Here is a 14,387-nt window from a genome sequence, read left to right as displayed (position 1 = left end):
AGGTCCACCCCTTGGTAGATGTTAATAGATTTGAATATATGCAAATCGGCCTCGCTTCCCCCGAAAAGATCCGTTCATGGTCTTTCGGGGAAGTGAAAAAGCCGGAGACGATCAACTATCGTACACTCAAACCGGAGAAAGACGGTTTGTTCTGTGAACGTATCTTTGGTCCAACAAAAGACTGGGAATGTTACTGTGGTAAATACAAACGGATCCGCTATAAAGGAATCATTTGTGACCGCTGTGGCGTTGAAGTCACGAAGTCGAAAGTCCGTCGTGAGCGCATGGGTCACATCGAGCTCGCAGCACCGGTTTCGCACATCTGGTACTTCAAAGGAATTCCTAGCCGTATGGGACTCGTCCTCGACATGTCACCGCGTGCGTTAGAAGAGATCATCTACTTCGCGTCGTACGTCGTCACAGATCCAGGCGAATCGACACTTGAGAAGAAACAACTCCTTTCAGAGAAAGAATACCGTGCATATCGTGAGAAGTTCGGTCGTTCGTTCACTGCTGAAATGGGTGCGGAAGCAGTTCGTAAATTGCTCCGTGACGTAGAACTCGATAAAGAAGTCGCTGCATTACGTGAAGAGCTTCGTATGATTCAAGGACAACGTCGTACGCGTGCGATCAAACGCCTTGAAGTCCTCGATGCGTTCCGTAACTCAGGCAACAATCCAGAATGGATGGTGCTTGAAGTACTTCCAGTCATCCCACCGGAACTTCGTCCGATGGTTCAACTCGATGGCGGACGTTTCGCAACGTCTGACTTGAACGACTTGTACCGCCGCGTCATCAACCGTAACAACCGTCTCAAGCGTCTTCTTGACCTTGGCGCTCCGAACATCATCGTTCAGAATGAAAAACGGATGCTTCAAGAAGCAGTTGATGCTTTGATCGATAACGGTCGTCGCGGTCGTCCAGTCACTGGACCAGGTAACCGTCCACTTAAATCACTTTCACACATGTTGAAAGGGAAACAAGGACGTTTCCGTCAAAACTTGCTCGGTAAACGTGTCGACTACTCTGGTCGTTCGGTTATCGTCGTTGGTCCAAACCTGAAGATGTATCAATGTGGTCTTCCAAAAGAAATGGCCCTTGAACTCTTCAAACCGTTCGTCATGAAAGAACTCGTCTCTCGTGGCATCGCACCGAACATCAAGAGTGCGAAACGGAAAATCGAGCGCGTTCAACCTGAAATCTGGGATGTCCTCGAAGAAGTCATCCGTGAGCATCCGGTTCTCTTGAACCGTGCACCGACACTTCACCGTCTCGGTATCCAGGCGTTCGAACCAACGCTCGTCGAAGGACGCGCGATTCGCCTTCACCCACTCGTATGTACGGCATACAACGCCGATTTCGATGGTGACCAAATGGCGGTTCACGTACCACTTTCGGCAGAAGCACAAGCAGAAGCACGTCTTCTCATGCTCGCTGCACAAAACATCTTGAACCCGAAAGACGGTAAACCTGTTGTTACACCATCGCAGGATATGGTCCTCGGTAACTACTACCTCACGCTCGAGCGCGAAAACGCGATCGGCGAAGGTAAAATCTTCTCGACAGTGAACGAAGCGCTCATCGCTTACCAAAACGGTTATGCGCACTTCCATACACGTGTTGCGATTCCAGCCGGAGTTCTCAAGAACCCGACATTCACGGAAGAGCAAAACGAGAAATTATTGATTACAACAGTCGGTAAGTTGATCTTCAACGAGATCCTCCCAACGACGTTCCCTTACTTGAACGAACCAACGATGACGAACCTTCAAGAAGCGACGCCAGACAAGTACTTCCTTGAAAAAGGAACAGATGTCGCGGCAGAACTGAAGAACCGTCCGATCATCGACCCGTTCAAAAAAGGATTCCTTGGAAATGTCATCGCGGAAGTCTTCAAACGGTTTGAGACGACAGAAACAAGCCGCATGCTCGACCGCATGAAAAACCTCGGATTCAAACACTCGACTCGTGCCGGTATCACGGTAGGGATCGCGGACATCATCGTTCTTCCGGACAAACAAGAGATTCTTGTTGAAGCGCAGGACAATGTCGACCGCGTCATGAAATCGTACCGTCGTGGTCTCATCACAGAAGACGAGCGCTATGAGCGCGTCGTTAAATCGTGGAATGATGCGAAGGATGAAATTCAGTCTCGTCTGATGAAATCCCTCAACCGTCTCAACCCGATCTTCATGATGAGTGACTCCGGTGCCCGTGGTAACGCGTCGAACTTCACGCAGCTCGCTGGTATGCGTGGACTCATGGCCGCTCCAAGTGGACGGATCATCGAGCTCCCGATCAAATCATCGTTCCGTGAGGGTCTAACGGTACAGGAATACTTCATCTCGACACACGGTGCACGTAAAGGTCTTGCCGATACAGCCTTGAAAACGGCTGACTCAGGTTACCTGACTCGTCGTCTCGTTGACGTTGCTCAAGACGTCATCATCCGTGAAGATGATTGTGGAACGGATCGTGGTATCCGCGTCACAGCACTCCGTGAAGGAACGGAAGAGATTGAAAGCCTCTACGACCGCCTTGTCGGCCGTACTGCATTCGAAAACGTCGTTCACCCTGAAACAGGAGAAGTCCTCGTTTCAACGAACGAACTCATCGATGAAGACCTCGCGCGTGCCATCACGGACGCTGGTGTCGACAACGTTGAGATCCGTACTGCCTTCACATGTAACACAAGCCATGGTGTCTGTAAGAAATGTTACGGACGCAACTTGGCAACAGGCAACGACGTCGAAGTCGGCGAAGCTGTCGGTATCATCGCGGCACAATCAATCGGTGAGCCAGGAACGCAGCTTACGATGCGTACCTTCCACACAGGTGGGGTTGCCGGGGACGATATCACACAAGGTCTTCCGCGTATCCAAGAGTTGTTCGAAGCGCGTAACCCGAAAGGTCAAGCGGTCATCTCGGAAATCGATGGTCAAGTCATCGACTTCACGGAATCGCGTGACAAACGTGAATTGACGGTCCAAGGACTCAGCGAAACACGCACATACACGATCCCATTCGGTTCGCGTCTACGTGTTCAGCTCGGGGACGAGGTCAAAGCCGGTCAAGTCTTCACGGAAGGTTCGATCGATCCGAAAGAACTCTTGAACGTTAAAGGTGTATCCGGCGTTCAGAACTACTTGCTCCAAGAAGTTCAAAAAGTATACCGGATGCAAGGGGTTGAGATCGGTGACAAACACGTCGAGGTCATGGTTCGCCAAATGATCCGTCGCGTACGTGTCATCGAGTCTGGTGAGACTTCACTCTTACCAGGTTCGCTCGTCGATATCAGCACGTTCAAGGAAGCTTGTAAAGAAGCGCTCCGTAACGGGAAAGCTCTCGCTTCGGCGAAACCAGTTCTTCTCGGTATCACGAAAGCGTCACTTGAAACAGATTCATTCCTATCGGCTGCGTCGTTCCAAGAAACGACTCGTGTCCTTACGGATGCAGCGATTAAAGGGAAGAGCGACTACCTTCGCGGCTTGAAAGAGAACGTCATTATTGGTAAGTTGGTTCCAGCTGGTACTGGGATGTCACGTTACCGTCAGATCGATCTCGAAGTAGCTGGCGAAGCACCTGTAGAAGCCGATTCTCCGGTAGAATAAAACGCCTTGACACGCCGGTATGGCGGTGCTACTATGATATAGTGTTGCCAACCGGCTGTGTTATTTTGGAGGATATCTTCATGTCTTACAAAAAAGTAGTCGGCGCAGATTTGAAGTTTGTCGGTCAAAAGCAAACGCTCAAAGCATTGCGATCTGGCAAGGCGTCGGAAGTGATCATTGCGGATGACGCAGATGAACACGTAAAACAAGCATTGCTCGATGCGGCGAAACAAGCTAACGTTCCAGTCGTGAATGTTCCTTCTAAGCAAGAGCTTGGAAAAGCTTGTGGAATCGATGTCGCAGCAACCGCTGTTGCCATTAAGAAAGTTTGATAATGCGTTTTGTGTGGCGATGGAATGCCTGAGCCACGCAAAACGTTTCATTATGACTTTCGATGAACCACCCGGCTCGGTGGTTTTGAAATTTGTCATGAATTCAGGAAGGGAGGATCTCAAAGATGCCTACTATCAACCAATTAGTCCGTAAAGGACGTCAATCAAAAGTTGTGAAATCAGATTCGCCAGCGCTGAACAAAGGGTACAACAGCTTCATTAAAGCTCGTACTGACATCAGCTCACCACAAAAACGTGGTGTTTGTACTCGTGTAGGTACAATGACTCCGAAGAAACCGAACTCGGCTCTTCGTAAATACGCACGTGTACGTTTGACGAACACAATGGAAGTAACAGCTTACATCCCAGGTATCGGCCACAACCTTCAAGAGCACAGTGTTGTTCTTATCCGCGGCGGCCGCGTAAAAGACTTACCAGGGGTACGTTACCACATCGTTCGTGGTGCGCTTGATACAGCTGGTGTTGACGGCCGTATGCAAGGTCGTTCGAAATACGGTACTAAACGTCCTAAAGTTAAAAAATAATCTAGATATCTTAAGATATCACCTCACTATATGAAAGGAGGGACTCGGAATGCCACGTAAAGGTCAAGCAGAACGTCGTGATGTAATGGCTGATCCGATCTACAACTCTAAACTCGTTACCCGCCTTATCAACCGTCTTATGTTAGATGGTAAAAAAGGTACTGCTCAACAAATCTTATACAAAGCTTTCGAAACTATCGCTGAACGTTCAGGTCGCGATGCAATGGAAGTCTTTGAAGAAGCGATGAACAACATCATGCCAGTTCTTGAAGTTAAAGCACGCCGTGTAGGTGGAGCTAACTATCAAGTTCCTGTCGAAGTTCGCCCAGAGCGTCGTACGACACTCGCACTTCGTTACCTCGTGAACTACTCACGTCTCCGTAACGAAAAAACTATGGATGCGCGCCTTGCTAACGAAATCATGGACGCTGCAAACAACACTGGTGCTTCTGTTAAGAAGCGCGAAGATATGCACAAAATGGCGGAAGCGAACAAAGCGTTTGCTCACTACCGCTGGTAATTCCGAAAATCACCACCTCATGCATGCCATTTTTAATGGAATTATGAGGTGGCTTTCGGGTATAGTCATGACGTGTGGCAACACACGACCACTAAACTAAAATGCGAAAGGAGAATGTTTAAAGATGGCAAGAGAATTCTCCCTTAAGAACACTCGTAACATCGGGATCATGGCTCACATCGATGCTGGTAAAACAACAACGACTGAGCGTATCCTGTATTACACGGGTCGTATCCACAAGATTGGTGAAACGCACGAAGGTGCTTCACAAATGGACTGGATGGAGCAAGAGCAAGAGCGTGGGATCACGATTACATCGGCAGCAACAACTGCTCAATGGAAAGGTAACCGCGTAAACATCATCGATACACCTGGACACGTAGACTTCACAGTTGAGGTTGAACGTTCACTTCGCGTACTTGATGGTGCGGTAGCAGTACTTGACGCTCAGTCTGGTGTTGAGCCACAAACTGAGACAGTATGGCGCCAAGCTACAACTTACGGCGTACCACGTATCGTTTTCGTTAACAAAATGGATAAAATCGGTGCAGACTTCTTGTACTCGGTCGGAACGCTTCGCGAACGCCTCCAAGCGAACGCACACGCGATCCAACTTCCAATCGGTGCGGAAGATGAATTCAAAGGAATCATCGACCTCGTCGAACAGAAAACATACATGTACGGCAACGATCTCGGAACTGACATCGAAGTGACTGACGGTTTCCCAGCTGATCTCGCTGATCAAGCTGAAGAACTCCGTGGATCATTGATCGAAGCAGTTGCGGATTACGAAGAAGAATTGATGATGAAATACCTCGAGGGTGAAGAAATCACAATCGACGAGTTGAAAGCGGCTATCCGTAAAGCAACTCTGACAGTTGACTTCTACCCTGTACTCGTAGGTTCGGCATTCAAGAACAAAGGTGTTCAGCTTATGCTTGACGCAGTTCTCGATTACCTCCCATCACCAATCGACGTTAAAGCGATCTCAGGTATCGACATGGATACGGATGAGGAAATCGTGCGTGAGTCTTCGGACGAAGCACCATTCTCTGCACTCGCGTTCAAAGTCATGACTGACCCTTACGTCGGTAAACTTACATTCTTCCGTGTGTACTCTGGTACAGCTTCGGCAGGATCGTACGTTAAAAACTCAACAAAAGGCAAACGTGAGCGTCTTGGACGTATCCTTCAAATGCACGCAAACAGCCGTGAAGAGATCCCGATGGTATACGCGGGTGACATCGCTGCAGCTGTAGGTTTGAAAGATACAACTACTGGAGATACGCTTTGTGCAGAGAAAGACAACGTCGTTCTCGAATCAATGACATTCCCAGAACCAGTTATCTCGGTCGCTATCGAACCAAAAACGAAAGCTGACCAAGATAAAATGGGTCAAGCCCTCGCTAAGCTTGCTGAAGAGGATCCAACGTTCCGCACTGAAACAAACCCAGAGACTGGTCAAACGATCATCTCAGGTATGGGTGAGCTTCACCTCGACATCATCGTTGACCGTATGCGTCGCGAGTTCAAAGTCGAAGCAAACGTTGGTGCTCCACAAGTAGCTTACCGTGAAACGATCCGCCAAGCGGCGAAGATCGATTCGAAGTTCGCTCGTCAATCTGGTGGTCGTGGTCAGTATGGTCACGTCGTCGTAGAATTCGAGCCGAACGAAGAAGGCGCTGGCTTCGAGTTCAACAACAAAATCGTCGGTGGTGTTGTTCCACGTGAATACATCCCAGCGGTTGAGAACGGAATCGAAGAAGCACTTCAAAACGGTATCCTTGCTGGTTACCCGGTCGTTGACGTAAAAGCTTCACTCGTCTTCGGATCGTACCACGATGTCGACTCAAACGAGATGGCATTTAAAGTTGCGGCTTCAATGGCAGTCAAACAACTTAAAGATAAGAGCGGCGCTGTTATCCTTGAGCCAATGATGAAAGTTGAAATCGTCATCCCAGACGAATACATGGGAGACATCATGGGTGATGTTACATCACGCCGTGGTCGCGTAGAAGGTATGGAAGCACGCGGTAACGCTCAAGTTGTCCGTTCAATGATTCCACTTTCTGAAATGTTCGGATACGCTACTGGTCTTCGTTCACGCACACAAGGTCGCGGAACGTACTCGATGCACTTCGATCACTACGAAGAAGTACCGAAATCAGTTGCGGAAGAAATCATCAAAAAAGCAAACGGCTAATCCTTCACAGGTTGTCACGCTTTTATGATTAGTGTAAGCTAAGGAAGGTGTACGTTATCTTACGACTCACCTTCCTAGTTATAAAAAATTATTAGACACATAGAGGAGGAATTCAGAATGGGTAAGGAAAAATTCGACCGTTCTAAACCGCACGTTAACGTTGGTACAATCGGCCACGTCGACCACGGTAAAACAACTTTAACAGCAGCTATCTCAGCTGTACTTGCAAAAGCACAAGGTAAAGCTGCAACTAAGTTTGACCAAATCGATGGTGCTCCAGAAGAGCGCGAGCGCGGTATCACAATCGCAACAGCTCACATTGAGTACGAAACAGAAAAACGCCACTATGCACACGTTGACTGCCCAGGTCACGCTGACTATGTTAAAAACATGATCACTGGTGCTGCACAAATGGACGGCGCGATCCTCGTTGTTTCTGCAACAGATGGTCCAATGCCACAAACACGTGAGCACATCTTGCTTTCACGTCAAGTAGGTGTTCCTTTCATCGTAGTATTCATGAACAAAGTTGACATGGTTGACGACGAAGAGCTTCTTGAGCTCGTCGAAATGGAAATCCGTGAGCTTCTTTCTGAGTACGACTTCCCAGGTGATGACCTCCCAGTTATCCAAGGTTCTGCTCTTGGCGCGCTTAACGGCGAAGCTAAATGGGAAGAAAAAATCATGGAACTCATGGCAGCTGTCGATGAGTACATCCCAGAACCAACTCGTGACACTGAAAAAGACTTCATGATGCCAGTTGAGGATGTCTTCTCAATCACTGGTCGTGGTACAGTTGCTACTGGCCGCGTTGAGCGTGGAGTTCTTAAAGTCAACGACGAGATCGAAATCGTTGGTCTTCACGAAGAAACTAAAAAATCAGTATGTACTGGTGTAGAGATGTTCCGTAAGCTTCTTGACTATGCTGAAGCTGGCGACAACATCGGTGCTCTTCTCCGTGGTGTATCACGTGACGACATCGAGCGTGGACAAGTTCTCGCGAAACCAAACACAATCACACCACACAAAAAGTTCAAAGCGCAAGTTTACGTTCTTTCTAAAGAAGAGGGTGGCCGTCACACGCCATTCTTCGCGAACTACCGCCCGCAGTTCTACTTCCGTACAACTGACGTAACTGGTATGGTTCAACTTCCAGAAGGTACTGAAATGGTTATGCCTGGGGACAACATCGAAATGACTGTTGAACTCATCGCACCAATCGCTCTTGAAAAAGAAACTCGTTTCTCAATCCGTGAAGGTGGCCGTACAGTAGGCGCTGGATCAGTTACAGAAATCGTTGAGTAATTTTTAAGACAAAGGTCTTCCGTCTCCCGTGGCGGAAGACCTTTTTTCATTTCTTTGAAAACAGTCTTGCAACATGGTCTGACATCTTATATACTGAGGAAAGTGTTTGTGCGAGTGGTGAGAGACTTGAATACATATTCTATTTTATTAGTGCTTGCATTCTTGCTGGTGATTCAGTATGATAGAATATGTTGGTCACAAACACAACGCGATGAAGCGGGAGGTTATGACACACCAGGCGGCATTGCCATGGCTAGTGTGGAAATTTCCGCGGAGAATGTCTATTTACAAAATAGGCGAAAAGGAGGGAAATAACATGGCAAATGAAAAAATTCGGATCCGTTTGAAAGCATACGATCACCGCGTGCTTGATCAATCGGCTGAGAAAATTGTCGACACAGCAAAACGTTCAGGTGCTACTGTATCTGGTCCGATCCCACTCCCAACGGAGAAAGCGGTCTACACAGTACTTCGTGCCGTTCACAAGTACAAAGATGCTCGTGAGCAGTTCGAAATGCGTACACACAAACGTTTGATCGACATCGTTAACCCAACACCGAAAACTGTTGATGCGCTTATGCGTCTCGAACTTCCATCGGGCGTTGACATCGAAATCAAACTTTAATTTTTCTTCTATAGATAGTTGATACTAGCCAGAAGATCAAAATCATTCAATATTAGGAGGTGTATCTCATGGCTAAAGGAATCTTAGGAACTAAACTCGGTATGACACAAATCTTCAACGAGTCAGGCGAAGTCGTCCCTGTTACTGTCGTTTCAGTCGAAGGTAACGTTGTTCTTCAATTGAAAACAACGGAAGTTGACGGTTACGAAGCAGTCCAACTCGGCTTTGGTGATATCAAAGAAGGTCGTCAAAACAAACCGCAAAAAGGTCACGCTGCGAAAGCAAACGCGACACCTAAGCGCTTCATTAAAGAAATCCGTACATCAGTAGCAGATTTCGAAATCGGTCAAGAGATTAAAGCAGATACTTTCGCTGCAGGCGAAATGGTTGATGTAACAGGTACGTCGAAAGGTAAAGGTTTCGCTGGTGCAATCAAGCGTCACAACCAATCACGTGGTCCAATGGCTCACGGTTCGCGTTACCACCGTCGCCCAGGTTCAATGGGTCCTGTTGCTCCTAACCGTGTATTCAAAGGGAAATTGCTCCCTGGACGCATGGGTGGAGAGCAAATCACTGTTCAAAACCTTGAAATCGTAAAAGTTGATGCAGAACGCGGCTTACTCCTCGTCAAGGGTGCTATCCCAGGCGCACGTAAGAGCCAAGTTGTCATCAAAACTGCGGTTAAAGGCAACTAATCCGTTTGCAAGGAAAGGAGGAATAACGAATGCCTAAAGTAGCTTTGCTTAACCAAACAGGTACACAAGTTGGAGACATCGAGCTCGCAGATGCCGTTTTCGGAATCGAGCCAAATGAAGCAGTCGTATACGATGCAATCGTCATGCAACAAGCTTCACGTCGCCAAGGTACACATGATACAAAAGGTCGCTCGGAAGTTCGCGGTGGCGGCCGTAAACCATGGAAACAAAAGGGTACTGGTCGTGCACGCCAAGGTTCGATCCGTTCGCCACAATGGGTTGGCGGTGGAACAGTCTTCGGTCCAACACCACGTTCGTACGCTTACAAACTTCCTAAAAAGGTTCGTCGTCTCGCACTTCGTTCAGCACTTTCTTCGAAAGTCGCTAACAACGAGTTCATCGTTCTTGAAGGATTGACAATCGATGCTCCTAAAACTAAGGACATGATCGCAGTATTCGCTGCTCTTTCAATTGAACGTAAAGTTCTCGTCGTTACTGCTGATTACAACGAGTCAGTCGTTCTTTCAACACGCAACATCCCAGGTGTCACAGTCGTTGACGCTGCAGGTGTAAACGTCCTTGATCTTGTCGCTCATGACAAAGTCATCATTACGAAGGACGCTGTTGCGAGAGTAGAGGAGGTGCTTGCATAATGGCACACACACACGACATTATCAAACGTCCTGTCATTACTGAACGTTCAGTAAACCAAATGGCTGAGAAAAAGTACACATTCGAAGTAGACGTGAAGGCATCTAAGACTCAAATCAAAGATGCAGTTGAAGCGATCTTCGGAGTGAAAGTTGACAAAGTCAACACATTGATCTCAAAACCAAAAGCAAAACGCGTAGGTCGTCACGCTGGTTACACAGCACGCCGCAAAAAAGCGGTCGTCACGCTTACTGCAGATAGCAAAGAACTCGATTACCTCGGTTAATCGGAACTCTGTAGAAAAGGAGGGAACTCTCGATGGGAATTAAAAAGTTTAAACCGACCACTAACGGTCGTCGTAATATGACTGCACTTGACTTTGCTGAGATTACGGCTTCACGTCCTGAAAAATCGTTAACTGAAAAGCTTTCGAAAAAGGGCGGACGTAATAACCAAGGTCGCTTGACAGTACGTCACCAAGGTGGCGGACACAAACGTAAATATCGTATCATCGACTTCAAACGGAACAAGGATGGCATCGCTGGTCGTGTCGCTACAATTGAGTACGATCCAAACCGCTCTGCTAACATCGCATTGATCCACTACATCGATGGTGAAAAACGCTACATCCTCGCACCGAAAGGCTTGAAAGTAGACATGCAAGTCATGGCTGGACCAGAAGCTGACATTAAAGTCGGTAATGCTCTTCCACTTTCAAACATCCCAGTCGGTACGTTGATCCACAACATCGAACTTAAGCCAGGTAAAGGTGGTCAGCTCGTTCGCGCAGCTGGTACTTCTGCTCAGCTTCTCGGTAAAGATGGTAAATACGCGATCGTTCGTCTTCAATCAGGCGAAACTCGTATGATCCTTGCTACTTGCCGTGCAACAGTCGGCGCTGTCGGTAATGAAGAGCACGAGCTCGTCAATATCGGTAAAGCTGGTCGTTCACGCTGGCTCGGAAAACGTCCTACAGTTCGTGGTTCTGTCATGAACCCAGTCGATCACCCACACGGTGGTGGTGAAGGACGTGCTCCAATCGGTCGTTCGGGCCCACTTACTCCTTGGGGTAAACCGGCACTCGGATACAAAACTCGTAAGAAAAACAAAGCGAGCGATAAATATATCGTCCGTCGTTCTAAAAAATAATTACATGATTTCTGGACGGTTCGTAGGAACCGTTCCTGAATCATGCCAAAGGGAGGTACAACTATGGGTCGCAGCTTGAAAAAAGGTCCATTCGCAGATCACCATCTGCTCGCTAAGGTTGATAAAGCCAACGAAGCTGGTGACAAACATGTCATCAAAACTTGGTCACGCCGCTCGACAATCTTCCCAGAGTTCATCGGTCACACGATCGCTGTCTACGATGGTCGTAAACACGTACCGGTTTACGTGACAGAAGATATGGTCGGTCACAAACTTGGTGAATTCGCTCCAACACGTTCTTACAAAGGACATGCTGGAAACGATAAGAAAACGAAACGTTAATCTGAGGGGAGGTACTCATTATGCAATCAAAAGCATCGGCTAATATGGTTCGCATTGCTCCTCGTAAGGCACGTCTCGTAGTAGACTTAATCCGCGGGAAGCAAATCGGCGAAGCACTTTCGATTCTTGCTTACACGAACAAGGCAGCAACGCCAATCGTTGAGAAAGTATTGAAATCGGCAATCGCGAACGCTGAGCACAACTTCGACATGAACATCGAAAACCTCGTAGTCACTGAGGCTTACGTAAACGAAGGTCCAACGCTCAAACGTTTCCGCCCACGTGCAATGGGTCGCGCAAGCCGCATCAACAAACGTACGAGCCACGTTCACATCGTGGTATCTGAAAAATAAGGAGGGATTACCGTGGGTCAGAAGATTAACCCAACTGGTCTTCGCGTAGGTATCATCAAAGACTGGGAATCACGTTGGTTCGCAGATAAAGACTATGCTGATCTCCTTCATGAAGACTACGTAGTTCGTGAATATATCGAAAAACGTCTTAAAGACGCTAGTGTCTCTAAAGTAGAAATCGAGCGCGCAGCTAACCGCTTGAACATCTCACTTCACACTGCTAAGCCTGGTATGGTTATCGGTAAAGGCGGTTCTGAAATCGAAACACTTCGTAAAGACATCACTAACCTTGCAAAAGGCAAACGCGTTCACGTTAACGTCGTTGAAGTGAAAAACCCGGATGCAGTTGCTAAGCTCGTCGCTGAGAACATCGCTCGCCAACTTGAAGGTCGCGTATCGTTCCGTCGTGCTATGAAGCAATCAATCCAACGCTCAATGCGTTCTGGTATCAAAGGAATCAAGACTGAAGTTTCTGGTCGTCTTGGTGGCGCTGATATCGCTCGTTCTGAGAAGTATTCGGAAGGAACAGTTCCACTTCATACACTCCGTGCAGACATCGATTACGGTACTGCAGAAGCTGATACAACTTACGGCAAAATTGGCGTAAAAGTATGGCTCCACCACGGTGAAGTGCTTCCTACGAAAAAAGCAGCAGCAAACGAAGAATAATCCACATCCGTCTAGGGAAGGAGGCAACACAACATGTTGTTACCAAAACGTGTAAAATATCGTCGTGTTCACCGCGGCAACATGCGTGGTAAAGCGAAACGTGGTACTACAGTACACTTCGGCGAGTTCGGTATCCAAGCTCAAGAAGCTAGCTGGATCACTAGCCGTCAAATCGAATCAGCGCGTATCGCGATGACTCGTTATATGAAACGTGGTGGTAAAGTGTGGATCAAGATCTTCCCACACAAGCCATACACTAAAAAACCTCTTGAAGTCCGAATGGGTTCAGGTAAAGGTGCTCCGGAGGGCTGGGTAGCAGTCGTCAAACCGGGTAAAGTAATGTTCGAAATCGCAGGAGTATCGGAAGAGATCGCACGCGAAGCTCTCCGTCTTGCATCACACAAACTTCCAGTAAAATGTAAGTTCGTAAAACGTGAAGAAAATGGTGGTGATACGAATGAAAGCAACTGATCTCCGTCAGCAAACAACTGAAGAGCTTAACGGTAAAGTCGGTTCGTGGAAAGAAGAGTTGTTCAACCTTCGTTTCCAACTCGCGACTGGTCAGCTTGAGAACCCTGCTCGTATCCGTGAAGTGCGCAAGTCGATTGCACGCGCGAAAACCGTTCTTCGTGAACGCGAACTCGGCATCAACAACGCATAATTCACTCGGATTCTGAGAGGAGGAACACTCAATGGAACGCACTAACAACCGCAAAGTGTTAACTGGACGCGTCGTTTCTGACAAAATGGACAAAACGATCGTAGTTACAGTTGAAACAAAAGTAAAGCACAAGCTTTACGGCAAACGCGTAAACTACTCTAAAAAGTACAAAGCGCATGATGAAAACAACACAGCTAAAATCGGTGATGTTGTACGCATTCAAGAAACACGTCCATTATCTAAGGACAAACGTTTCCGTCTCGTAGAAGTCATTGAAGAAGCAGTAATCATCTAAACTCTAATTAGTTCGGGTGAATAAACATCCGGAGGGAGGTACAATCGTATGATTCAACAAGAATCTCGCTTAAAAGTAGCAGACAACTCAGGAGCTCGTGAAGTCTTGACGATCAAAGTCCTCGGTGGTTCTGGTCGTAAAACTGCTAACATCGGTGACGTTATTGTTTGTACAGTAAAACAAGCAACACCAGGTGGCGTTGTCAAAAAAGGTGAAGTTGTACGCGCAGTAGTCGTTCGTACTAAACGTGGCGTTCGTCGTAAAGACGGTTCGTACATCCGTTTTGACGAAAACGCAGCAGTCATCATCAAAGATGACAAAAGCCCACGTGGCACACGTATCTTCGGACCAGTCGCACGCGAACTTCGTGAAAAAGACTTCATGAAGATCGTCTCGTTGGCACCGGAAGTACTTTAATTCCAAAGAATTCC

The 14,387-nt window shown here is 47.6% G+C and carries 18 protein-coding genes; all 18 read left to right on the top strand.

Going from position 1 to position 14,387, the window contains the following annotated elements; all coding sequences use genetic code 11:
- Positions 1-11: 11 nt before the first annotated feature.
- The 18 genes from rpoC to rplN all read left to right on the top strand — a co-directional run bounded on the left by rpoC (position 12) and on the right by rplN (position 14,373).
- On the top strand, positions 12-3,611 hold the full coding sequence (gene rpoC / locus N179_RS15500; protein WP_023466618.1) for a DNA-directed RNA polymerase subunit beta': 3,600 nt from the start codon (positions 12-14) through the stop codon (positions 3,609-3,611).
- Positions 3,612-3,691: 80 nt separating this feature from the next.
- Complete coding sequence (locus N179_RS15495; RefSeq protein ID WP_023466620.1) at positions 3,692-3,943, top strand: ribosomal L7Ae/L30e/S12e/Gadd45 family protein; 252 nt, start codon at positions 3,692-3,694, stop codon at positions 3,941-3,943.
- A 125-nt stretch (positions 3,944-4,068) separates the two neighbouring features.
- Entirely contained in the window at positions 4,069-4,488 is a 420-nt protein-coding gene (gene rpsL, locus N179_RS15490; RefSeq protein WP_023466621.1) for a 30S ribosomal protein S12, read from the top strand.
- Between the two features lie 49 nt (positions 4,489-4,537).
- Positions 4,538-5,008, top strand: a complete 471-nt coding sequence (gene rpsG / locus N179_RS15485) for a 30S ribosomal protein S7 (RefSeq protein WP_023466623.1) — start codon at positions 4,538-4,540, stop codon at positions 5,006-5,008.
- A 124-nt stretch (positions 5,009-5,132) separates the two neighbouring features.
- Positions 5,133-7,211 (top strand): elongation factor G, encoded by a 2,079-nt coding sequence (gene fusA / locus N179_RS15480; RefSeq protein ID WP_023466625.1) that lies wholly within the window; start codon positions 5,133-5,135, stop codon positions 7,209-7,211.
- A gap of 117 nt (positions 7,212-7,328) precedes the next feature.
- Positions 7,329-8,516, top strand: coding sequence for an elongation factor Tu (gene tuf / locus N179_RS15475; RefSeq protein ID WP_023466627.1), 1,188 nt, complete (start codon positions 7,329-7,331; stop codon positions 8,514-8,516).
- Positions 8,517-8,832: 316 nt separating this feature from the next.
- On the top strand, positions 8,833-9,141 hold the full coding sequence (gene rpsJ, locus N179_RS15465) for a 30S ribosomal protein S10 (RefSeq protein ID WP_029343090.1): 309 nt from the start codon (positions 8,833-8,835) through the stop codon (positions 9,139-9,141).
- Between the two features lie 68 nt (positions 9,142-9,209).
- Complete coding sequence (rplC, locus tag N179_RS15460) at positions 9,210-9,836, top strand: 50S ribosomal protein L3 (protein WP_023466629.1); 627 nt, start codon at positions 9,210-9,212, stop codon at positions 9,834-9,836.
- A gap of 29 nt (positions 9,837-9,865) precedes the next feature.
- On the top strand, positions 9,866-10,489 hold the full coding sequence (rplD, locus tag N179_RS15455) for a 50S ribosomal protein L4 (RefSeq protein ID WP_023466630.1): 624 nt from the start codon (positions 9,866-9,868) through the stop codon (positions 10,487-10,489).
- A complete protein-coding gene (rplW, locus tag N179_RS15450; protein ID WP_023466631.1) occupies positions 10,489-10,773 on the top strand; it encodes a 50S ribosomal protein L23 in 285 nt (94 codons plus the stop codon). Before rplD ends, rplW begins: the two co-directional genes overlap by 1 nt.
- 32 nt (positions 10,774-10,805) lie before the next feature.
- Positions 10,806-11,636 carry a 50S ribosomal protein L2 gene (rplB, locus tag N179_RS15445; RefSeq protein WP_023466632.1) on the top strand — a complete coding sequence of 277 codons (831 nt, stop codon included), beginning with the start codon at positions 10,806-10,808 and terminating at the stop codon, positions 11,634-11,636.
- Between the two features lie 63 nt (positions 11,637-11,699).
- The gene (rpsS, locus tag N179_RS15440) at positions 11,700-11,978 is read left to right on the top strand and encodes a 30S ribosomal protein S19 (RefSeq protein WP_012369013.1); all 279 of its coding nucleotides are present in this window, start codon (positions 11,700-11,702) and stop codon (positions 11,976-11,978) included.
- Positions 11,979-11,998: 20 nt separating this feature from the next.
- Positions 11,999-12,331: a 50S ribosomal protein L22 gene (gene rplV / locus N179_RS15435; protein WP_012369014.1), complete on the top strand. Its 333-nt coding sequence runs from the start codon at positions 11,999-12,001 to the stop codon at positions 12,329-12,331.
- A 12-nt stretch (positions 12,332-12,343) separates the two neighbouring features.
- Entirely contained in the window at positions 12,344-13,000 is a 657-nt protein-coding gene (gene rpsC / locus N179_RS15430; RefSeq protein ID WP_023466633.1) for a 30S ribosomal protein S3, read from the top strand.
- Positions 13,001-13,033: 33 nt separating this feature from the next.
- Positions 13,034-13,471, top strand: coding sequence for a 50S ribosomal protein L16 (rplP, locus tag N179_RS15425; RefSeq protein WP_012369016.1), 438 nt, complete (start codon positions 13,034-13,036; stop codon positions 13,469-13,471).
- On the top strand, positions 13,458-13,661 hold the full coding sequence (gene rpmC, locus N179_RS15420; protein ID WP_012369017.1) for a 50S ribosomal protein L29: 204 nt from the start codon (positions 13,458-13,460) through the stop codon (positions 13,659-13,661). Before rplP ends, rpmC begins: the two co-directional genes overlap by 14 nt.
- Before the next feature lie 31 nt (positions 13,662-13,692).
- Positions 13,693-13,956, top strand: a complete 264-nt coding sequence (gene rpsQ / locus N179_RS15415) for a 30S ribosomal protein S17 (RefSeq protein WP_023466634.1) — start codon at positions 13,693-13,695, stop codon at positions 13,954-13,956.
- A gap of 48 nt (positions 13,957-14,004) precedes the next feature.
- Positions 14,005-14,373, top strand: a complete 369-nt coding sequence (gene rplN / locus N179_RS15410; protein ID WP_012369019.1) for a 50S ribosomal protein L14 — start codon at positions 14,005-14,007, stop codon at positions 14,371-14,373.
- The last annotated feature ends 14 nt before the right edge of the window (positions 14,374-14,387 follow it).

The organism is Exiguobacterium indicum HHS 31 (assembly GCF_001939065.1).
GTDB lineage: Bacteria > Bacillota > Bacilli > Exiguobacteriales > Exiguobacteriaceae > Exiguobacterium_A > Exiguobacterium_A indicum.
This window is presented reverse-complemented; position numbering and strand designations above follow the sequence as displayed.